The sequence below is a fragment of the Actinoplanes teichomyceticus ATCC 31121 genome, from assembly GCF_003711105.1.
In the GTDB taxonomy this organism is placed as follows: Bacteria; Actinomycetota; Actinomycetes; order Mycobacteriales; family Micromonosporaceae; genus Actinoplanes; species Actinoplanes teichomyceticus.
This window is the reverse complement of sequence record NZ_CP023865.1, coordinates 5,656,064-5,677,988: the sequence shown is the minus strand read 5'-3', so window position 1 is coordinate 5,677,988 and position 21,925 is coordinate 5,656,064. Positions and strand designations below refer to the sequence as shown.

Genomic DNA, 21,925 nt, shown 5'->3' with positions numbered 1-21,925 from the left:
CGCCGGCCGGGCTCACCCGTCCAGCGCGCCCCGGGCGGCCAGCATCGCGCCGTGCAGCGAGGACCGGTCGCCGAGCCGGGCCGGCCGTACCGGTGCGGGCGGGTGCCCGGGCCGGGCCAGCCGGGCCAGCCGGCGGGCCACCTCGTCGACATATCCGGGCAGCGCCGCGGCGAAACCCCCGCCGATCACGATCACCTCGGGGCGGACCAGTTCGGCCGCGCCGGCCAGCGCGGCGGCCAGGGCGGCGCAGCCCTGACCGACCGCGGTGACGGCCCACGGCGTACCGTCGCGGAAGCCGGACCGCAGCTGGTCGAAGGTGACCGGGGCGCCGGCCGCGGCGGCGGCCCGGCGCAGGGTCGCCGGCCCGGACGCCTCGGCCTGCACGCATCCGCGGCGGCCGCAGTCGCACCGGGCGCCGTGCAGATCCACCACCACGTGGCCCAGCTCGCAGGAGCCGCGGCCGGGCCCGGGAACCGGGCGCCCGGCCAGGACGATGCCGCCGCCGATCCCGGTGCCCACCCCGGCGTAGACCAGGTCGGCGCAGCCGAGCTCGTCCGCCTCGGCCAGGGCGGCGAGGTCGCCGTCGTCGGCCAGGCGCACCGGTGTGGCGCCGAACAGGTCGGTGAGGACGCCGGCCAGGTCCAGCCCGGTCCAGGACGGCCGGGTCGGCCAGGCGGTCACCCGGCCGCGGGCGTCCAGGGTGGCCGGCATCGCCACGCCCACCCCGGTCAGCGGCCCGGCCGCGCGCAGCTGCCGGACCTGCCCGGCCAGCGCGGACAGATCGTCGGCCAGGGTGCCGGCGCGGGGCCAGGTGAACACCCGGTCGCCCACCGACTCCAGGCGCAGCGCCACCTTGGTGCCGCCGATGTCAATCGCCAGGTGAATGGCGCACCTCCAGGGCCGAGCGCAGCTGCTCGACGATCAGGCCGAGCTCGCGCGCGTTGCGGCCGGCCCCGAAGATGTGGAAGTCCGGCCGCACGAGCAGGAACCGGGCCCGGCTCGCGGCGAAGAACGGCAGGTAGACCCCGTCGAGGTCGGCGATCTCCGCGCTGGTCGCGGCGGCGCCGGCGGCCACCACCCGCACGGTGCGCACGCCGATGCGCGCCAGCGCGGCGCGCACCCCGTCGCCGAGCGCGGTGTCCGGGTCCTCGGTGGTCAGCAGCGTGAACCCGACCCCGACCACCTCGTCGAACAGCCCGGTCACCCCGTCGGCGCGGACCCGGCCCTGCGGCATCAGCGATCCGGTGGGCGCGGCGGCGACCGTGCCGACGGTCAGGTGCAGCAGGCCGGCCCGCAGCGGCCGGGACACCGGGCGGTCCGGCATCGTCTCCGCGGCCAGGGCGGCGTCGCGGGCGGCGGCCTCCGCCTCGTCGGTGACGCAGACGATCCGGCCCAGCCGTACCGAGAACTCGATGGTGTCCAGCGCGTGCGCGCGGCGCTCCGGCTGGTACGTCTCCAGCAGCCGCTGGTCCGAGACGCCGCGCAGCACCCGGTCCAGCTTCCAGGAGAGGTTCAGCACGTCCCGGATCCCCGAGCACAGCCCGGCGCCGGCGAACGGCGGCATGGTGTGCGCCGCGTCCCCGGCCAGCAGGACCCGCCCGCGCTGGAAGGTGTCGGCCACGGCGGCCCGGAACGTGTAGACGGTGTGCCGGGCCAGGGTGGCGTTCTCCGGCGTCACGTCGAACGGTTCGAGCAGCCGCCAGGCGGTGTCCTCGCGGTCGAGGTCGGCCACCGGCTCGCCGGGCAGTCGCATGAACTCGAAGCGGCGCCGCCCGGGGCCGCTGCCGACCGTGGTGGTCGGCCGCCTCGGGTTGCAGATCTGGGTGTTGGCCGCGCTGACCGCGGCATCCCGCTTCGGTACGACGTCGCAGAGCAGCCAGTCGTGGGAGAAGCCGAGGTCGGTGACGGACGCGCCGATCGCCTCGCGGACGAAGCTGTTGGCGCCGTCGCAGCCGATCAGCCACGAGCCGTGCAGCGTACGCTCGGCGCCGTCCGCGGTCCGGGCGGTCAGGGTGACCGCGCCGGGCGTCTCGGCCAGCCGCACCGCCGTGTGGCCGCGGTGCACGGTGATCAGCTCGCGGATGCCCGGCTCGGCGGCGCGCGCGGCGAGCGCCTGCTCCAGCGCGGGCTGGTGGAACGCGGTCGCGTCCGGCCAGCCGTACGCGCCCGGGGCGGCGAAGTTCATCCGCAGCAGGGACTCGCCGCGGGCGTTGCGCCAGTCGTACGCGTCCACCGGTGAGCCGATCACGCCGAGCGCGTCGCCCAGGCCGAGGACGGCCAGCGTGCGTGCCGTCTCGCCGTCGAGGACCGTGGCCCGCGGCATCGGGTACGGCGCGGCCCACCGCTCCACCACGGTGACCGGATGCCCCTGGCGCGCCAGCAGCAGTGCGAGCACCTGGCCGACCGGCCCGTACCCCACGATCAGGACGGGGCTCATGCGGTCTCGCCGGCGGTCACCGTGGCGACCAGGGCCCGGGCGGCCAGCCGGTAGCCCTCCGCGCCCAACCCGAAGATGACTCCGCTGGCCAGGGCGCCCAGGATCGACTCGTGGCGGAACTGTTCCCGCGCCCACAGGTTCGACAGGTGCACCTCGATCCACGGGCGCGGGAAGTTGGCCAGGGCGTCCCGCAGGCTCCACCCGGCGATCATCAGGGCGCCCGGGTTCACGATGGCGCCGACCGTGTCGTAACTGTCCTGGATGGTGCGGACCATGTCGCCCTCGCCGTCGTGCTGGCGGGCCACGACCGTCCATCCGGCGTCTTTCACCTCGGCGGCCACGAGAGCCTCGATATCCGCCGTCGTCCGATGGCCGTAGATTTCCGGCTGGCGCCGGCCGAGTATTCCCAGATTGGGACCGTTGAGCAGGAGGAGTTCGCGCACGATTGACCTCGGATATTCCGTGTCGGTCGGAGATGGTCGATGCTAACCACGGCTCGCCGGTCAGTGCAACGAGCCATTGATACGCCTCACGCCGCCACCCGTGAATTCCTCGGCCCATCGCATTGACCTGCGGGTATGCGCGGCAAGGGCCCCGTTAGGGGCGTGTAGGGGGTGCGCTGAGGGGGTTGCGAACCGGGTCCGCCACCGCAAACGATGTCGGTGTCGGCAGCACCCGAAGAGGCTGGGAAGCCGCCGGAAATCGATGGCTTATCGAGGTGGGTAATCAATGTCTGGCGGTTTGCCGAAAAATCTTGATCTACCAGCGTGGCCGCAATTCGACGACGCGGAGAGGAATGGTCTTCTCCGCGCTCTCGAACAGGGTCAATGGTGGCGCGTCACCGGCCAGGAGGTCGAAGGGTTCGAACGCGAATTCGCCGCCTACCACGGCAGCCCGCACGCCCTGGCGGTGACCAGCGGGACGCACGCGCTGGAGCTGGCGCTGCAGATCCTGGGCGTCGGGCCGGGCGCCGAGGTGATCGTGCCGGCGTTCACCTTCATCTCCTCGTCGCAGGCCGCTCAGCGGCTCGGCGCCGTGGCCGTACCGGTCGACGTGGACCCGGCGACGTACTGCATCGACGTGGCCGCCACCGAGGCCGCGATCACCGACCGGACCCGGGTGATCATGCCGGTGCACATGGCCGGTCAGCTGGCCGACATGGACGCCCTGGTCCGGCTCTCGACGGAGTCCGGCGTGCCGCTGCTGCAGGACGCCGCCCACGCGCACGGCGCCGAGTGGCGCGGCCGGCGGGTCGGCGAGCTCGGCTCGATCGCCGCGTTCAGCTTCCAGAACGGCAAGCTGATGACCGCCGGCGAGGGTGGCGCGCTGACCTTCCCCGACACCGCCCAGTACGAGCTGGCGTACCTGCGGCACAGCTGCGGGCGCCCGCGCACCGACCGTTCGTACCTGCACCAGACGTCCGGCTCGAACTTCCGGATGAACGAGTTCACCGCCGGTGTGCTGCGCGCCCAGCTGGCCCGCCTGGACAGCCAGATCGACGTCCGGGAGAAGCGGTGGCCGCTGCTGTCCGGTCTGCTCGCGCGGATCCCGGGCGTGGTGCCGCAGGGCAGCGACGACCGGTGCACCCGCAATCCGCACTACATGGCGATGTTCCGGATCCCCGGGATCAGCGAGCAGGACCGCAACGCCGTGGTGGACCGGCTGATCGCGGGCGGCGTGCCCGCCTTCGCCGCGTTCCGCGCGATCTACCGCACCAAGGCGTTCTGGGAGATGGCCGCGCCGGACGAGCCGGCCGAGGCCCTCGCCGCCCGGTGCCCGGTCAGCGAGGAGCTCAGCCGCGACTGCATCTGGTTGCACCACCGCACCCTGCTCGGCACCGAGGAGCAGATGCAGGCGGTCGCGGACGTGGTCGCCGAGGTCCTGGCCGCGTGATGGCTCTGCGCGTCGCCGTCGTCGGCCTGGGCTGGGCGGCTCGCCGGATCTGGCTGCCCCGGCTGGTCGCGCACCCCGGGACGACGGTCACCGCGGTGGTCGAGCCCGACCCCGCCGCCCGCGCCGCGGCCGCCGCCGAACTCGACGGCGCCCGGCCGCTGCTGCTCGACTCGGTCGCCGAGCTGTCCCCGCGGCTCGCCGATCTCGCCGTCGTGGCGGTGCCCAACCACGCCCACGCCACGGTCGCGTCCGCCCTGCTGCGGCGTGGCCTACCGGTCTTCGTGGAGAAGCCGGTCTGCCTGAGCACCGCCGAGGTGGACGAGCTGGCCGCGGCGGAGGCGTCCGGCGCGGTGCTGCTGGCCGGCAGCGCCGCCCGCTACCGCGGCGACATCCGCGGCCTGGCCGCCGTGGCGCCGTCGCTCGGCCGGATCCGGCACACCCGGCTGGCCTGGGTACGCGCCCGCGGCGTGCCGGCCACCGCCTGGTTCACGCACCGCGACACCGCCGGCGGCGGCGCCCTGATGGACCTCGGCTGGCATCTGCTCGACACCGGGCTCGGACTGCTCGGCCGGCCCATCCGGTTCGACCAGGTCATCGCCACGGTCGGCCACGACTTCGTCAGCCGGGGCACGGCCCGCGCGCTCTGGCGCGCCGACGAGGCGGCCGCCGGGCCGGGCGGCGACGTGGAGGACACCGCCCGGGTCTTCCTGGCCGCCGCGGACGGCACCTCGGCGTCCGTGCACGCCAGCTGGGCGTCGCACGCCGAGCACGACAGCACGCTGGTGGAGCTGCACGGCGCCGCCGGCACCGCGGTGCTGCGCTGCACGTTCGGGTTCAGCCCGCACCGCGACGGCGGGTCCACCCTCACCGTCACCCGGCTCGGGCGGACCGAGGCCGTACCCCTGGATCCGGAGCCGGTCGGCATCGAGTACGACCGGCAGGTCGACGCCCTCCCCGCCCTCGCCGCGGACCCGGCACAGCGCGGCCGGGCGGTCGCGGCGGCCCGGGCCACCCTCGAGGTGATCGAACGGGCCTACGCGTCGGCCACCCGCGAACGCGACACGGAAAGGCAGCCGGCGTGGCCGAACTGACCCGCGACGACGACACGATCCGGCACCCCGGCGCGCCGGCCCGCACCCGGCTGCGGGCGGTCGTCTTCGACCTCGACGGCGTCCTGGTGGACAGCTTCGGCGTGATGCGTGAGGCGTTCGCTACCGCCTACCGGGAGGTCGTCGGTGCCGGGGAGCCGCCGTTCGAGGAGTACACCCAGCACCTCGGCCGGTACTTCCCGGACATCATGTCGATGATGGGCCTGCCCCTGGAGATGGAGGGCCCGTTCGTCCGGGAGAGCTACCGGCTCGCCCACCGGGTCCGGCTGTTCGACGGCGTCACCGCGATGCTGCGGGACCTGCACGACAGCGGGATCCGGTTCGCCGTGGCCACCGGCAAGAGCGGTCCGCGCGCCCGCTCGCTGCTCGCCGGCCTCGGCGTACGCCACCTGTTCGACCACGTCATCGGCTCCGACGAGGTGGCGAACGCCAAACCGGCGCCGGACATCGTGCTGCGCGCGGTGGACCTGCTCGGCGTGACCCGCCAGGAGGCCGTGATGGTCGGCGACGCGGTCACCGACCTGGCCAGCGCCCGCGCGGCCGGCGTCACCGCGATCGCCGCCGTCTGGGGCGAGGGCGACCCCGCGCAACTGGTGGCCGCGGGCCCGGACGTGGTGGTGGCCAGCCCGGCCGAGCTGCGCGACTGGTGCCGGGCGGCGCGGGCATGACCACCACGGCGATGCAGCGGGTACGGGTCGAGCTCGGCGACCGCTCGTACGACGTGCTGATCGGCCCGGGCGTACGGCACCGGCTGGCCGAGCAGGTGGCCCGCACCGGCGCCCGCCGGGCCGTCGTCGTCTCGGCACGTCCGGCCGGGTGGACGCCCGATCCCGGCGTGCCGCACCTGGTGCTGTCGGCCGAGGACGGCGAGGCCGGCAAGACCCTGAGCGTGGTGGAGCGCTACTGCCGCCGGTTCGCGCAGTTCGGGCTGTCCCGCACCGACGTGGTGGTCGCGGTGGGCGGCGGATCGACCACCGACACGGCCGGGCTGGCCGCCGCGCTGTACCACCGGGGCGTACCGGTGATCCACCTGCCGACCACGCTGCTGGCCCAGGTCGACGCGAGCGTCGGCGGCAAGACCGGGGCGAACCTGCCGGAGGGCAAGAACCTCGTCGGCGCCTACTGGCAGCCCCGGGCGGTGCTCTGCGACACCGACTACCTGGCCACGTTGAGCGCCGCCGAGCTGCGCAGCGGCTACGGCGAGATCGCCCGCTGCCACTTCATCGGCGCCGGTGACCTGCGCGGGCGCTCGCACACCGAGCAGATCGCCGCCAGTGTGCGGCGCAAGGCGGAGCTGGTCTCCGCCGACGAGCGGGAGAGCTCCGGCCGGCGGCACCTGCTCAACTACGGCCACACCCTGGGGCACGCGCTGGAGGTCGGCACCGGCTTCACGCTGCGGCACGGCGAGGCGGTGGCGATCGGCACGGTCTTCGCCGGACGCCTCGCCGGGCACCTGGGCCGGATCACGCCGGAGCGGGTCGCCGAGCACGCCGAGGTGGTCGCCCACTACGGCCTGTCCGGCCGGCTGCCGTCCGGTGTGGACCCGGCGGCCCTGCTCGCCCTGATGCGCCGGGACAAGAAGGCCACGACCGGGCTCACGTTCGTCCTCGACGGGCCGCGCGGGGCCGAGACGGTCACCGACGTACCCGAGTCCGCGGTCGCCGCCGTGCTGGCCGCGATGCCGCGCGCCGAGTCCGAGAGCTGAGGTCTGATGCTGCGTACCGAGCTGGTGCAGCCCCCGCACCGGATGCTGATCCGGCAGGCGGAGCGGTTCGGCCCGAAGACGGCCTTCCGGGACGGCCGCCGCGCGGTCGGCTACGCCGATCTGGAGGCGCGGACCCGCCGGCTGGCCGGTCATCTCGCCCGGCTCGGCGTACGCCCGGGCGACCGGGTCGCGCTGCTGCTGGGCAACCGGGTGGAGACGGTGGAGAGCTACTACGCCGCCGCCCGGGCCGGCGCGGTCGCGGTGCCGCTCAACCCCCGCTCCACCGAGGCGGAACTGAGCTACCTGCTGCGCGACTCCGGCGCCACCGCGGTCATCGCCGAGGCGCAGCACCTGGACCGGCTCGCCGGCGCCGGCGTACCGGGGCTCACCCTCGTGGTGGTCGGCGACGACGGGCCGGCCGGTTCGCACGGCTACGAGGCGATGGCCACCGGCGAGCCGGGCGTCGCGGCGTACGACAACCTGGGCCTCGACGACGTCGCCTGGATGCTCTACACCTCCGGCACCACCGGCAGCCCCAAGGGTGTGCTCTCCACCCCGCGCAACTGCCTGTGGTCGGTGTCGGCCAGCTACGTGCCGGTGCTCGGGCTGTCCGAGGCGGACCGGGTGCTGTGGCCGCTGCCGCTGTTCCACAGCCTCTCGCACATCGCCTGCGTGCTGTCCGTCCCGTCGGTGGGCGCCACCGCCCGGATCGCCGACGGCCTGTCCGGCGCCGACCTGCTCGACCTCTGGCCGGCGGAGCGGCCCACGGTCGTCGCCGGCGTGCCCGCCGTCTACCACGAGCTGGTCCGCGAGGCGGCCGCCCGGGACTTCACCGCGGACGGGCTGCGGGTCGGGCTGGTCGGCGGCGCGATCACCACGGCGCAGCTGCGCCAGGCCGTCGAGGACGCCTTCGGGGTGCCCCTGGTCGACGCCTACGGCAGCACCGAGACCTGCGGCTCGATCGCGATCAACTGGCCGACCGGCGCCCGGGTCGAGGGCTCCTGCGGGCTGCCCGTGGTGGGCCTGGCCGTCCGGCTCGTCGACGTGCGGACCGGGCGCGACGTGGCCGACGGCGACGAGGGCGAGGTCTGGGTCCGCGGCCCGAACGTGATGGCCGGCTACCACAACCAGCCGGAGGCCACCGCCGAGGTGCTGCGCGACGGCTGGTACCACACCGGCGACCTGGCCCGCCGCGACCCGGCCGGCTACCTCACCGTCACCGGGCGGATCCGGGAGCTGATCAACCGCGGCGGCGAGAAGATCCACCCGCTGGAGGTGGAGGCCGTGCTGCGGACCGTGCCGGGCGTGCGCGACGTCGCCGTCGCCGCCGCGCCGCACCCGGTGCTGGGCGAGGTCCCGGTCGCCTACGTCGTGCCGGACGCCGGCTTCGACCCGGCCGCCGCGCTCGCCGCCTGCCGGCGGCAGCTGTCCCACCACAAGGTCCCGGAGGCGGTCTACCAGATCGAGGCCGTCCCGCGTACGGCGTCCGGCAAGGTCGCCCGGCGGCTGCTGGAGGGCGTCCCGGCGCGGTTGCTGGCCCGCGGCAACAGCGACGCCGCGGGCGTGTACCGGCTGGAGTGGACGCCGACCGACGAGGACGCCGACGCGGACCCGTCCGGGATCACCGTGCTCGCCGCGCCGGAGCCGGCCGCGGTCACCGACTGGCTGGCCACCGCCGACGGCGGCCGGCTGCTGGTCACCACCCGCGGCGCCGAGGAGGACCCGGCGCAGGCCGCGGTGTGGGGATTCGTGCGGTCGCTGCGGACCCGGCACCCGGACCGCATCGTGCTCGCCGACCTGGATCCCGCGGGCCACGACGACCCCGACGCGCTGCAGCGCGGGCTGCGGCTGGGCGTGGCCGAGTTCGCGGTACGCGGTGCGGCGGTCCTGCTGCCCGGCCGCGTGCCGGTCGAGCCCGCGGTACGCCGGCCGGCCCCGGTCGACGGCCCGGTCGTCGTGGTGGGCGCGGACCACCCGCGGGGCGCCGCCGCCGCACGGCGCCTGGTCCGGGCGCACGGGGCGCGCGACGTCCTGCTCGCCGGCGACGACCGCGCCACCGGCCTGCGCGACGAGCTCGTCGCGGCCGGCGCCGACGCCCGCCTGGTGGACCGGCTCGGCCCGGACGTCGCGGCGCGTGTCGTGGTGGTCGTCGAGCCGGACCTCGACAGCGTGCGGCAGTTCGCCCGCCCCGGGCTGGGCGCGCTCGTGCTGCTGTCCTCGGCCGCCGGCACGACCGGTGACGCGGACCCGGAGACGGCCGCCGCGGCGGCCGCCGTCGACGCGCTGGCCCGCCGGCTGCGAGCCGAGGGCGTACCCGCGGTGTCGGTCGGCTCGGACGACCCGGAAGTGCTCGACGTGGCGCTCGGCAGCGACCTGGCGCACGTGTTCGCGGCGCGCCCGCGGGCCGGCGCCCCGGCCGCCCGGGTCACCGGGACCGGCCCGCGCCGGCTCCTCACGCTGGTCCGGGAACAGGTCGCCGACCTGCTCGCCCTGCCCGGCGTCGGCAGCGTCCCGCCCGCCACGGCGTTCTCCGACCTCGGCATGACCTCCGCGCTCGCCGTCCAGCTGCGTGACCGGCTCGCCGCGGCGACCGGGACGCGCCTGCCGGCCAGCGCCGCCTTCGACCACCCGACGCCGCGGGCGCTCGCCCGGGCGCTCTCCGGCGCGCTGACCGGTCCGGCGGCGCCCGGCACGCCCCCGGCCGCGGCCGCGCCCCAGCCCCTCGCTCCGGCGACCCGTGAGCCGATCGCCATCGTCGGCATGGCCTGCCGCTTCCCCGGCGGCGTCCGGTCGCCCGAGGACCTGTGGCGGCTGGTGGCCGAGCAGACCGACGCCGTCGGGCCGTTCCCCGCCGACCGTGGCTGGGACCTGGCCAGGCTCTTCGACGGCGCGGACGGGCCCGGAGCCAGTCACGCCCGAGCCGGGGGATTCCTCGACGACGCGGCCGGGTTCGACGCCGAGTTCTTCGGGATCTCGCCGCGTGAGGCGCTGGCCATGGATCCGCAGCAGCGGCTGATGCTGGAGATCTCCTGGGAGGCGTTGGAGCGGGCCGGCATCGACCCGGCGACGCTGCGCGAGCAGCCGGTCGGCGTCTTCACCGGCGCCATGCACCAGGACTACGCGTACGGGCGGGAGACCGACGAGGGCTACATGCTCACCGGCGGGGCCGGCAGCGTGCTCTCCGGCCGGGTCTCCTACTTCCTCGGCCTCGAGGGCGCGGCCGTCACGGTCGACACGGCCTGCTCGTCGTCGCTGGTGGCGCTGCACCTGGCCGCGCAGTCGCTGCGCTCGGGTGAGTCGTCGCTGGCGCTGGCCGGCGGCGTGACCGTGATGGCCACCCCGGATGCGTTCGTCGGGTTCTCCCGGCAGCGCGGGCTGGCGCTGGACGGGCGGTGCAAGTCGTTCGCGGAGGCGGCGGACGGGACGGGCTGGGCCGAGGGTGCCGGGGTGCTGTTGCTGGAGCGGTTGTCGGACGCGGTTCGCAACGGGCATCGGGTGCTGGGTGTGGTGCGTGGGTCGGCGGTGAACCAGGACGGGGCGTCGAACGGGTTGACCGCGCCGAGCGGACCGTCCCAGCAACGTGTCATCCGGGCCGCGCTGGCCGACGCCGGCGTGCCGGCCGACCAGGTGGACACGGTGGAGGCGCACGGGACCGGGACCCGGTTGGGTGATCCGATCGAGGCGCAGGCGTTGCTGGCCACGTATGGGCAGGGGCGTGCCGAGCCGTTGTGGCTGGGGTCGTTGAAGTCGAACATCGGGCACACCCAGGCGGCTGCCGGGGTGGGTGGCGTGATCAAGATGGTGATGGCGATGCGGCACGGTGTGCTGCCGCCGACGTTGCATGTGGACGCGCCGACGTCGCAGGTGGACTGGTCGGCCGGTGCGGTGCGGCTGCTGACCGAGTCGCGGCCGTGGCCGGCGGCGGATCGGCCGCGCCGCGCCGGGGTCTCCGGCTTCGGGATGAGCGGTACGAACGCCCACGTCATCCTCGAACAGGCGCCGCCGCAGGAGCCGCCGGCCGCAATGCCCGGCGCGCTGACCGGGCTGCCCGTTCCGCTGGTGCTCAGCGCGCGCAGCCGGGCCGCCCTGACCGCGCAGGCCGCTCTGGTCGCGGATCTCGACCCGGTCGACGCGGCGCGCGCGCTGGTCCGTACCCGCGGCGCCCTGCCCGAACGGGCGGTGCTCCTGGGCGCCGACACGATCACCGGGTCGGCGGTGGACGGGGCTCGGTTGGCGGTGTTGTTCACCGGTCAGGGGTCGCAGCGGGTGGGGATGGCGGCTGGGTTGTATGAGCGTTTTCCGGTGTTCAGGGAGGCGTTCGATGAGGTGTGTGGGTTGTTGCCGGGTGATGTGGCGTCGGTGGTGTTCGGTGCGGATGAGGGGGTTTTGGCGGGGACCGGGGTGACGCAGGTGGCGTTGTTCGCGGTGGAGTCGTCGTTGTGGCGGTTGTTCCGGTCGTGGGGTGTCGTGCCTGAGGTGGTGGGTGGGCATTCGGTGGGTGAGGTGGCGGCGGCGTTCGCGGCGGGGGTGTTGTCGCTGGCGGATGCGGCGGTGTTGGTGGCGGCGCGGGGCCGGTTGATGCAGGAGTTGCCGTCGGGTGGGGCGATGGCGGCGGTGTTCGCGGGTGTGGATGTGGTGCGGCCGTTGTTGCCGCCGGGGGTGTCGGTTGCTGCGGTGAATGGGCCGGATGCGGTGGTGATTTCGGGTCCGGTGGCTGCGGTGGATGAGGTGGTGGGCAGCTTGCCGGTGGGTAGTCGCCGGTTGAGTGTGTCGCATGCGTTTCATTCGGTGTTGATGGAGCCGATGCTGGAGCAGTTCCGGGCGGTGGTGCGGGGGTTGACGTTCCGGCCGGCGCGGATTCCGGTGTTGTCGAATGTGACCGGTGCGATCGCGGATGTGTCGGATCCGGAGTATTGGGTGCGGCATGTGCGGGCGACGGTGTTGTTCGCCGACGGGGTGCGGGCGTTGCGTGACGAGGGGATCGACACGTTCCTGGAGCTCGGTCCGGACGCGGTGTTGTCGGGGATGGGCGGGGCGGGTTTCGTGCCGTCGTTGCGGCGTGACACCGATGATGTGGTGGCGGTGCTGCGTGCTCTGGCCGGGTTGTATGTGCGCGGGCATCACGTGGACTGGGCGGCGTTGCTCGGCCACGGCGACGGCTGGCCACTCGACCTGCCGACATACCCGTTCCAGCATCAGCGGTACTGGCTCGCCGCGGGCCGGTCCGGCACCCCCGGCGCCCACCCGCTGATCGGGACGCCCGTCGAGCTGCCGGACGGCGGTGGGCTGCTGTTCAGCGCCCGCTGGTCGGAGCAGACCCACCCGTGGCTCGCCGAGCACAGCGCCGCCGCGTTCGTGGAGTGCGCGCTGCGGGCCGGCGACGAGGTGGGCTGCGACACGGTCGCCGAGCTGACCGTGGAGGCCCCCCTGGCGCTCCCCGCCGACGTGCGCGTCCACGTGGGTGAGCCGGACGCCACCGGCCGCCGCCGGGTGCACATCGACGCCCGTACCGGTGGCGGCTGGACCCGCCATGCCCGGGCGGTGCTGACCGGTGACGCCGAGCCGGTCCCGTTCCCGCCGGCCGGTCCCGAGACGGTCGAGGTCGCGGTCGCCGAGGCCGACGGACTCGGCCTGCACCCCACCCTGCTCCAGTCCGCCCTGGACGGATTCCCGGCCCGCTGGACCGGCATCCGCCTGTACGCGGTGGGCGCCACCACGGTGCGCGCCCAGCTGGCGCCGCACGGCCCGGACACGGTGGCGCTCTACCTGACCGACCCGGCCGGCGCGCCGGTCGCCTCGGTCGACGCGATCCACCTCACGCCGCCACCGGCCCCGACCGGCACCGGCGGGCCGCTGTACACCGTGCGGTGGCAGCCGGTGCCGCTGCCGCCCCCGGCCGCCCACGGCGACGTCCGGGTGCTCGAAGCGCCGGCCGGCGACCACCGGACGGTCACCGCGGAGGTCCTGGAGCGGGTCCAGGCCTGGCTCGCCGAGCCGGGGGACTCCCGGCTGGTGGTCGTGACCCGGGGCGCCGTCGAGCCGGCCGATCCGTCCGCCGCGGCGGTCTGGGGGCTGCTGCGGTCGGCGCAGGCCGAGCACCCCGGCCGGATCGTCCTGCTCGACGCCGACGGCGTACCGGAACCGGAGCTTCTGGCGGCGGCCCTGGCCACCGGCGAACCGCAACTGGCCCTCCACGCCGGTCAGGCCCGGGTTCCCCGCCTGGTCCGCGTCGACGTGCCGGACGGGCCGGCGCCCGCCTGGGACCCGGCCGGCACCGCCCTGCTCACCGGCGGCACCGGCAGCCTGGGCCGGATCGTCGCCCGGCACCTGGTGCGCGAACACGGCTTCCGGTCGCTGATCGTGATCAGCCGCCGCGGCCCGGCCGCGCCGGACGCGGACGCGCTCGCCGCCGAGCTGGCCGGGTACGGCGCCCGGGTCCGCTTCGTGGCCGCCGACGCCGCCGACCGTGCCGCGGTCGCCGGCGTGCTGGCCTCGGTGCCACCGGACGCCCCGCTCACCGCGGTCGTGCACCTGGCCGGCGTCCTCGACGACGGGGTGCTCACCTCGCTCACCGCCGAGCGCCTGGACCGGGTGTCGCGCCCGAAGGCGGACGCGGCCCTGGTGCTGGACGAGCTGACCCGCGACCTGGACCGGGCGGCGTTCGTGCTGTTCTCCTCGGCCGCCGGCATCCTCGGCAACCCGGGCCAGGGCAACTACGCGGCGGCGAACGCCGTGCTGGACGCGGTCGCCCGCCGCCGCCGCGCGGCCGGCCTGCCCGGCACGTCGCTGGCCTGGGGCGGCTGGGCCACGGCCGACGGGATGACCGCGCACCTGGGCGTGGCCGACGTGCAGCGTCACCGCCACACCGGGATGGCCGAGCTGACCGAGAGCGCCGGGCTGGCGCTGCTCGACAGCGCGCTGCGGTCCGGCGAGGCGGCCGTGGTACCGGCCGCCTGGGACCTGACCGCCCTGCGCGCGCTGGCCGCGACCGCGGAGCTCCCGGCGCCCCTGCGCGGGCTGGTCCCGGCGCGGCGCCGCGCCGCGGCCGGGGCCGCGCCGGCCGCGGACGACCTCACCCGGCGACTGGCCGGGCTGGACCCGGCCGGGCGCGAGGAGCTCCTGCTGGAACTGGTGTCCCGGCACGCCGGGCAGGTCCTCGGGCACTCGGCGGCCGACCGGCTGGACACCGCCCGCCCGTTCCGCGAGCAGGGCTTCGACTCGCTGACCTCGGTGGAGCTGCGCAACCGGCTGGCCGACGCGACCGGGTTGCGGCTCGCGCCGACGCTGCTCTACGACCACCCCAGCGTCCGGGACGTGGCCCGGCACCTGGCCGGCGAGCTGCTGGACACCCGGGCCGGGACGGCCGTGCCGGAACCCGGCCGGGCCGCCGCCGACGAGCCGATCGCGGTGGTCGCCATGGCCTGCCGTTTCCCGGGCGGCGTCGGCAGCCCGGAACAGCTGTGGGACCTGGTGGCCGGCGGTGTCGACGCGATCACCGACTTCCCCGCCGACCGCGGCTGGGACCTGAACGCCCTGCACCACCCGGACCCCGACCACCCCGGCACCACCTACGCCCGGCGCGGCGCCTTCCTGGACGACCCGGCCGGTTTCGACGCCGAGTTCTTCGGCATCTCGCCGCGCGAGGCGCTGGCCATGGATCCGCAGCAGCGGCTGATGCTGGAGACGTCCTGGGAGACCTTCGAGCGGGCCGGCATCGACCCGGCCGGGCTGCGCGGCCAGCAGATCGGCGTCTTCGTCGGGGTCAACACCCAGGACTACGCGCTGCGCCTGCACCGGATGCCGGAGCTCGTCGAGGGGCATCGGATCACCGGCGCCTCGAACGCCGTGGTGTCCGGGCGGGTGTCGTACTTCCTCGGCCTGCACGGACCGTCGATCACGCTGGACACCGCCTGCTCGTCGTCGCTGGTGGCGCTGCACCTGGCCGCCCAGTCGCTGCGCTCCGGCGAGTGCACGATGGCGCTGGCCGGCGGGGTGACGGTGATGACCGGCACGGACGCCTTCGTCGACTTCGCCCGGCAGCGCGGCCTGTCCCCGGACGGGCGGTGCAAGGCGTTCGCCGAGGCGGCGGACGGGACGGGCTGGGCCGAGGGCGCCGGGGTGCTGTTGCTGGAGCGGTTGTCGGACGCGGTTCGCAACGGGCATCGGGTGCTGGGTGTGGTGCGTGGGTCGGCGGTGAACCAGGACGGGGCGTCGAACGGGTTGACCGCGCCGAACGGGCCGGCGCAGCAGCGGGTGATCCGGGCCGCGCTGGCGAACGCCCGGCTGGCGCCGCGGGACGTGGACGCGGTGGAGGCGCACGGGACCGGGACCCGGTTGGGTGATCCGATCGAGGCGCAGGCGTTGCTGGCCACCTACGGCCAGGAGCGTCCCGAGCCGCTGTGGCTCGGCTCGGTCAAGTCGAACATCGGGCACACCCAGGCCGCCGCGGGCGTCGCCGGAGTGATCAAGATGGTGATGGCGATGCGGCACGGCATCCTGCCGCCCAGCCTGCACATCGACGAGCCGACCTCGCGGGTGGACTGGCCGTCCGGCGCGGTCCGGCTGCTGACCGAGGCGCGCCCGTGGCCGGAGTCCGGCCACCCGCGCCGCGCCGGAGTGTCCGGCTTCGGGGTGAGCGGCACCAACGCCCACGTCATCCTGGAGCAGGCGCCACCCGCGCCGGTGGCCGCCGCCCCGGCCGGGCCGCCGCGCGTCACCGCGTGGCCGGTGTCGGCCACCACCCGCGACGCGCTCCGCGCCCAGGCCGCCCGCCTGGCCGCCTTCGTCCGCCACCGGCCGGACCTGCACGACCTGGACATCGGCCGGGCCCTGCAGGCGCGTACCAGGTTCGACCAGCGCGCCGTCGTGGTCGGCGCGGACCGCGACCGGCTGCTCGCCGGCCTGGACGCGGTGGCCGCCGGCGATCTCCTGCCCGGCGACGTCGTGCTCGGCAGCCGCCGGCCCGGCCGGCTGGCGGTGCTCTTCCCCGGCCAGGGCAGCCAGCGCCCCGGCATGGGTCGCCGGCTGTACGAGCGGTACCCGGTGTTCCGCTCCACCGTGGACGACTTCTGCGCGGCCTTCGACCTGCCGTTGCGTGACCTGCTCTTCGGCGACGCGGCCGGCTCCCTGGACGCCACCGTCCACGCCCAGCCCGCCCTGCTGACCATCGAGACGGCCCTCTACCGGCTCTTCGAGTCCTGGGGCGTACGCCCCGACGTGCTCGCCGGCCACTCGCTCGGCGAGATCACCGCCGCGCACGTGGCCGGCGTCCTGTCCCTGGCCGACGCCGCCACCATGGTCGCCGCGCGCGGCCGGCTGATGCAGGCGATGCGCGGCGACGGCGCGATGGTGGCCGTGGACGTCGCCGAGGAGGACGTACGGCCGCTGCTGAGCGCCGGCGTCGAGATCGCGGCGGTCAACGGTCCCCGCGCGGTCGTGCTCTCCGGCGACGCCGACGCGGTCCTGGCCCTCGCCGGACGGCTCGCCGACGGCGGGCACCGCACCCGGCGCCTGCGGGTCAGCCACGCGTTCCACTCGGCGCACATGGACGCGATGCTCGACGAGTTCCGCGGCGTCGTGGCCGGCCTGAAGCTGCGCCCGCCACGGCTCCCGGTGATCTCCAACCGCACCGGCGGGCCGGCCGGCGCCGACCAGCTCTGCTCGCCGGACTACTGGGTCGACCAGGTGCGCGGCACGGTGCGCTTCCTGGACGGCGTCCGGGCGCTGCACGCCGAACAGGTGACCACCTTCCTCGAACTGGGCCCGGGCGCGGCGCTGACCTCGCTCGCCGAGGCCGCCTCCACCGGCCGGCCGCCCGGATCGGCGTTCCTGACCTCGATGGACCGGGACGAGGCCGAGGACGTCGCCGTGCTGACCGCGCTGGCCCACCTGGACGTGCGGGGTGTGCCGGTGGACTGGACGCCGCTGTACGAGGGCGGCCGCCCGGGCCTGGCGACGGAGCTTCCCACGTACGCCTTCCAGCACCGCCGTTTCTGGCTGGACGAGGCCACCCCCTTCACGGCGGACGTCCCCGCGCCGGACGTCGCGCCGGCCGCCGCCACGGTCGCCTCCCGGCGAGCCCTGCTGGACCTGGTCCGCGCCCGCAGCGCGGCCGTCCTCGGCCATGACCGGCCGGTCGAGCCGGGCCGCGACTTCCGCAGCCTCGGCTTCGACTCGCTCGCCGGGCTGCGCCTGCGAGCCGAGCTGCAGTCCGCCGTCGGCATCGAACTGCCGGCCACCCTGGTCTTCGACCACCCGACCGCGGCCGCCGTGGCCGACTTCCTGGCCACGCAGCTCACCCCGGGCAGCACCGTTGCGCCGGCGCCGGCGCCCGTGCCGGCCACCCGGGCCGCCGCCGGCGACCCGATCGCGATCGTCGGCATGGCCTGCCGGTTCCCGGGCGGCGTCCGGTCGCCGGAGGACCTGTGGGAACTGGTCGCCGCGGAGGCCGACGGGATCTCGGACTTCCCGGTGAACCGGGGCTGGGACCTGGAGGGGCTGTTTCATCCGGACCCGGACCACCCGGGCACCAGTTACGTGCGTTCCGGCGGGTTCCTGCACGACGCGGACGAGTTCGACGCGGGGTTCTTCGGGATCTCGCCGCGTGAGGCGCTGGCCATGGATCCGCAGCAGCGGTTGATGCTGGAGATCTCCTGGGAGGCGCTGGAGCGGGCCGGCATCGACCCGGCGACGCTGCGCGAGCAGCCGGTCGGCGTCTTCACCGGCCTGGTCAACCACGATTACTCGACCCGGCTGAAGACCGTCCCGGACGGCACCGAGGGCTATCTGATGACCGGCGGCATCGGCAGCGTCGTCTCCGGCCGCGTCGCGTACTTCCTCGGACTGCGGGGCCCGGCCGTCACGGTCGACACGGCCTGCTCGTCGTCGCTGGTCTCGCTGCACCTGGCCGCGCAGTCGCTGCGCTCCGGCGAGTCGTCGCTGGCGCTGGCCGGCGGCGTGACCGTGATGGCCGCGCCGGACGCGTTCGTGGCCTTCTCCCGCCAGCGCGGCCTGTCCCCGGACGGGCGGTGCAAGTCGTTCGCGGAGGCGGCGGACGGGACGGGCTGGGCCGAGGGCGCCGGGGTGCTGTTGCTGGAGCGGTTGTCGGACGCGGTTCGCAACGGGCATCGGGTGCTGGGTGTGGTGCGTGGGTCGGCGGTGAACCAGGACGGGGCGTCGAACGGGTTGACCGCGCCGAACGGGCCGGCGCAGCAGCGGGTGATCCGGGCCGCGCTGGCGAACGCCCGGCTGGCGCCGCGGGACGTGGACGCGGTGGAGGCGCACGGGACCGGGACCCGGTTGGGTGATCCGATCGAGGCGCAGGCGTTGCTGGCCACGTATGGGCAGGAGCGTGCCGAGCCGCTGTGGCTGGGGTCGCTGAAGTCGAACATCGGGCACACCCAGGCCGCCGCGGGCGTCGCCGGAGTGATCAAGATGGTGATGGCGATGCGGCACGGCGTGCTGCCGCGGTCGTTGCATGTGGACGCGCCGACGTCACGGGTGGACTGGCCGTCCGGCGCGGTCCGGCTGCTGACCGGTGCCCGGCCCTGGCCGGAGTCGGACCGGCCGCGGCGGGCCGGGATCTCGGCGTTCGGCGTCTCCGGGACCAACGCGCACGTGATCGTGGAGCAGGCGCCCGACCAGGTCGCCCCGACCGGCGGCGCCGCGGCGCCGCCGGTGCGGCCGGTGCCGCTGGTGCTCTCCGCCCGCGGCGAGGCCGCCCTCGCCGTGCAGGCCGAACAGCTGGCCACCCTGCTCGCCCACGAGGACGCCGACCTGCCCGAGGTGGCCCGCGCGCTGACCGGGACCCGGGGCGCGCTGCCGGACCGCGCGGTGGTCGTCGCCGCCGATCGTGAGGCGGCGGTGGCCGCGCTGGCAGCGTTCCCGGCCGCCGGTGCGGTCACCGGCACCGCCACCGAACACCCCCGTCTGGCGGTGTTGTTCACCGGTCAGGGGTCGCAGCGGGTGGGGATGGCGGCTGGGTTGTATGAGCGTTTTCCGGTGTTCAGGGAGGCGTTCGATGAGGTGTGTGGGTTGTTGCCGGGTGATGTGGCGTCGGTGGTGTTCGGTGCGGATGAGGGGGTTTTGGCGGGGACCGGGGTGACGCAGGTGGCGTTGTTCGCGGTGGAGTCGTCGTTGTGGCGGTTGTTCCGGTCGTGGGGTGTCGTGCCTGAGGTGGTGGGTGGGCATTCGGTGGGTGAGGTGGCGGCGGCGTTCGCGGCGGGGGTGTTGTCGCTGGCGGATGCGGCGGTGTTGGTGGCGGCGCGGGGCCGGTTGATGCAGGAGTTGCCGTCGGGTGGGGCGATGGCGGCGGTGTTTGCGGGTGTGGATGTGGTGCGGCCGTTGTTGCCGCCGGGGGTGTCGGTTGCTGCGGTGAATGGGCCGGATGCGGTGGTGATTTCGGGTCCGGTGGCTGCGGTGGATGAGGTGGTGGGCAGCTTGCCGGTGGGTAGTCGCCGGTTGAGTGTGTCGCATGCGTTTCATTCGGTGTTGATGGAGCCGATGCTGGAGCAGTTCCGGGCGGTGGTGCGGGGGTTGACGTTCCGGCCGGCGCGGATTCCGGTGTTGTCGAATGTGACCGGTGCGATCGCGGATGTGTCGGATCCGGAGTATTGGGTGCGGCATGTGCGGGCGACGGTGTTGTTCGCCGACGGGGTGCGGGCGTTGCGTGACGAGGGGATCGACACGTTCCTGGAGCTCGGTCCGGACGCGGTGTTGTCGGGGATGGGCGGGGCGGGTTTCGTGCCGTCGTTGCGGCGTGACACCGATGATGTGGTGGCGGTGCTGCGTGCTCTGGCCGGGTTGTATGTGCGCGGGCATCACGTGGACTGGGCGGCGTTGCTCGGCCACGGCGACGGCTGGCCACTCGACCTGCCGACATACCCGTTCCAGCGCCGGCGCTACTGGCTCGCGGAGACCTCCGACGACACCGGCGCCGAGCAACCCCGCTTCCAGGTCTCCTGGGTCCCCATGCCGCGGCCGCGGCCCGGCGACCGGTCGCGCCCCTGGGCCGTCGTCCTCTCCGATACGCCGACGCAAGCGCAGACCGAGGTGGTGGCCGCGCTGCGGGCCCGCGGTATGCGCCTGATCCCGGTCCGCTCCGCCGGCCTCGCGGCGACCGCCGGCCCGGACGGCTCCCGGCCCGCCGGTGTGCTGTCCCTGCTGGCGCTCGGCGAACCCGACCCGACCGGCGCCACCCTCGACCTGCTGCACGGCCTCGGCCGGCTCGACGCGGGCGTGCCGGTCTGGTGCGCGACCAGCGGCGCCGTCGGCACCGGCCCGGCCGACCCGCCGCACGCCCCGGAGCAGGCGCCGGTCTGGGGGCTGGGCCTGGCCGCCGCGCTGGAGCACCCGGACCGCTGGGGCGGCCTGGTCGACCTGCCGCGACGATGCGACACCCGGGCCGCCGACCTGCTGATCAGCGTGCTCACCGGGCACTGTGCCGAGGACCAGGTCGCGGTACGGGCGGCCGGCCCGCTGGCCCGCCGCCTGCGCCCCGGCCCGCGGCGCGACGAGACCCCGGACGGGAACTGGCGGACCCGCGGCACCGTGCTGGTCACCAACGGCACCGAGGGCCTCGGCCGGCACACCGCGCTCTGGCTGGCCGAGCGGGGCGCCGAGCACCTGCTGCTCACCACCGCGCCGGACCGGCAGGACGCCGCGGGCGTGGCCGAGCTGATCTCCGAGCTCGCCGAGCGGGGCGCCGCAGCCACCGTGGTCGGGACGGACCTCAGCCGCCGCGACGGCATCGCCGATCTGCTGGCCGCCGCCGCGACCCGGCCCGCCCTCAGCGGGATCGTGCACACCGCCGACCTGGGCGGCGCGGTCCCGCTCGCCGCCACCGGTGGCGCCGACCTGGCCGCGCTGATGTCCCGCGCGGCGGCGCCCGCGGAGCACCTCGACGAGTTGCTGGACGACCGGCCGCTCGACCTGTTCGTCACGTTCACCTCGGTCGCCGGGGTCTGGGGCGGCGGCGGGCAGGGCGCGGCGGGCGCGGTCAGCGCCCGTCTCGACGCGCTGGTCCACCGCCGCCGCGCCCGCGGGCTGCCGGGCACCTCGCTGGCCTGGGGCGTGATCGAGGGCATCGGCATCGCCGCCGACCCGGATGCCCGGGACCAGCTGCGCCGCCGCGGCCTGCTCGCGCTCGCCCCGGACCGGGCGATGCGCGAGCTGGAGGCCGCGATCCGGCACGACGACGCGGCCGTCGCGGTCGCCGACGTGGACTGGACGGCGTTCCTGCCGGCGTTCACCTCGTCGCGGCCCAGCCCGCTGCTCGCCGACCTGCCCGCCGCGCGCCGGGCCGCCGAGGTGGCCGCGGCGCGCGCCGAGGAGGAGGCCCTGGCCGGCTCGCGTCTCACCGGCCTCCTGGCCGGGGCCGGCGACGAGGAGCGGCTGCGCATCCTGACCCGGCTGGTCCAGGAGCGGTCGGCCGACGTGCTCGGGCACACCGGCATCGGCGAGGTGCGGCCGCGCCAGCAGTTCCAGGAGATGGGGTTCGATTCGCTGGCCGCGGTCGCCCTGCGCAACGCGCTGTCCACCGCCACCGGAGCGACGCTCCCGGCCACGATGATCTTCGACTACCCGACGCCGGCCACGCTCGCCGCCTTCCTGCGCGACCAGCTGGTCGAGCCGGAGACCGGCGACACCGCCGAGGAAGCCGGCCCGGAAGGGCTCCGCCGGATCATCGCCGCCGGCCAGGACGCCGACGAACGGGAACTCGGCCTGATCGACGAGATGGACGTGGCGGATCTCGTGCGGCGCGCCATGGGCGGCACCGGGTCG

The 21,925-nt window shown here is 75.5% G+C and carries 7 protein-coding genes and 1 pseudogene; 5 read left to right on the top strand and 3 right to left on the bottom strand.

The features are described 5' to 3' along the window. Positions 1 to 12: 12 nt before the first annotated feature. From ACTEI_RS24890 to ACTEI_RS24880, 3 genes are read right to left on the bottom strand one after another with little or no spacing between them, the layout of a single operon-like run. On the bottom strand, positions 13 to 852 hold the full coding sequence (locus ACTEI_RS24890) for an ROK family protein (protein ID WP_239082742.1): 840 nt from the start codon (positions 850 to 852) through the stop codon (positions 13 to 15). A 16-nt stretch (positions 853 to 868) separates the two neighbouring features. Then, positions 869 to 2,437: a bifunctional 3-(3-hydroxy-phenyl)propionate/3-hydroxycinnamic acid hydroxylase MhpA gene (mhpA, locus tag ACTEI_RS24885; RefSeq protein WP_122979872.1), complete on the bottom strand. Its 1,569-nt coding sequence runs from the start codon at positions 2,435 to 2,437 to the stop codon at positions 869 to 871. Further along, entirely contained in the window at positions 2,434 to 2,880 is a 447-nt protein-coding gene (locus ACTEI_RS24880; RefSeq protein ID WP_122979871.1) for a type II 3-dehydroquinate dehydratase, read from the bottom strand. The genes mhpA and ACTEI_RS24880 overlap by 4 nt, the downstream gene beginning before the upstream one ends. Before the next feature lie 286 nt (positions 2,881 to 3,166). On the opposite strand from ACTEI_RS24880, the gene ACTEI_RS24875 reads away from it, so the two are divergent. The 5 genes and pseudogenes from ACTEI_RS24875 to ACTEI_RS24855 all read left to right on the top strand — a co-directional run. Beyond that, positions 3,167 to 4,330, top strand: a complete 1,164-nt coding sequence (locus ACTEI_RS24875) for a DegT/DnrJ/EryC1/StrS family aminotransferase (RefSeq protein ID WP_122979870.1) — start codon at positions 3,167 to 3,169, stop codon at positions 4,328 to 4,330. Then, the gene (locus ACTEI_RS24870) at positions 4,330 to 5,421 is read left to right on the top strand and encodes a Gfo/Idh/MocA family protein (protein WP_122979869.1); all 1,092 of its coding nucleotides are present in this window, start codon (positions 4,330 to 4,332) and stop codon (positions 5,419 to 5,421) included. The genes ACTEI_RS24875 and ACTEI_RS24870 overlap by 1 nt, the downstream gene beginning before the upstream one ends. Next, a complete protein-coding gene (locus ACTEI_RS24865; protein ID WP_239082745.1) occupies positions 5,418 to 6,107 on the top strand; it encodes an HAD-IA family hydrolase in 690 nt (229 codons plus the stop codon). The genes ACTEI_RS24870 and ACTEI_RS24865 overlap by 4 nt, the downstream gene beginning before the upstream one ends. Continuing rightward, a complete protein-coding gene (locus ACTEI_RS24860; protein ID WP_372443317.1) occupies positions 6,104 to 7,144 on the top strand; it encodes a 3-dehydroquinate synthase family protein in 1,041 nt (346 codons plus the stop codon). The genes ACTEI_RS24865 and ACTEI_RS24860 overlap by 4 nt, the downstream gene beginning before the upstream one ends. A 6-nt stretch (positions 7,145 to 7,150) precedes the next feature. After that, positions 7,151 to 21,694, top strand: a pseudogene (locus ACTEI_RS24855) (SDR family NAD(P)-dependent oxidoreductase); the annotation flags it as partial. Positions 21,695 to 21,925: the final 231 nt, after the last annotated feature.

What these genes read in the sequence shown, in the direction of transcription:
- mhpA (WP_122979872.1), bottom strand. Translation starts at nt 2,437, where the DNA reads ATGAGCCCCGTCCTGATCGTGGGGTACGGGCCGGTCGGCCAGGTGCTC.
- ACTEI_RS24875 (WP_122979870.1), top strand. Translation starts at nt 3,167, where the DNA reads ATGTCTGGCGGTTTGCCGAAAAATCTTGATCTACCAGCGTGGCCGCAA.
- ACTEI_RS24870 (WP_122979869.1), top strand. Translation starts at nt 4,330, where the DNA reads ATGGCTCTGCGCGTCGCCGTCGTCGGCCTGGGCTGGGCGGCTCGCCGG.
- ACTEI_RS24860 (WP_372443317.1), top strand. Translation starts at nt 6,104, where the DNA reads ATGACCACCACGGCGATGCAGCGGGTACGGGTCGAGCTCGGCGACCGC.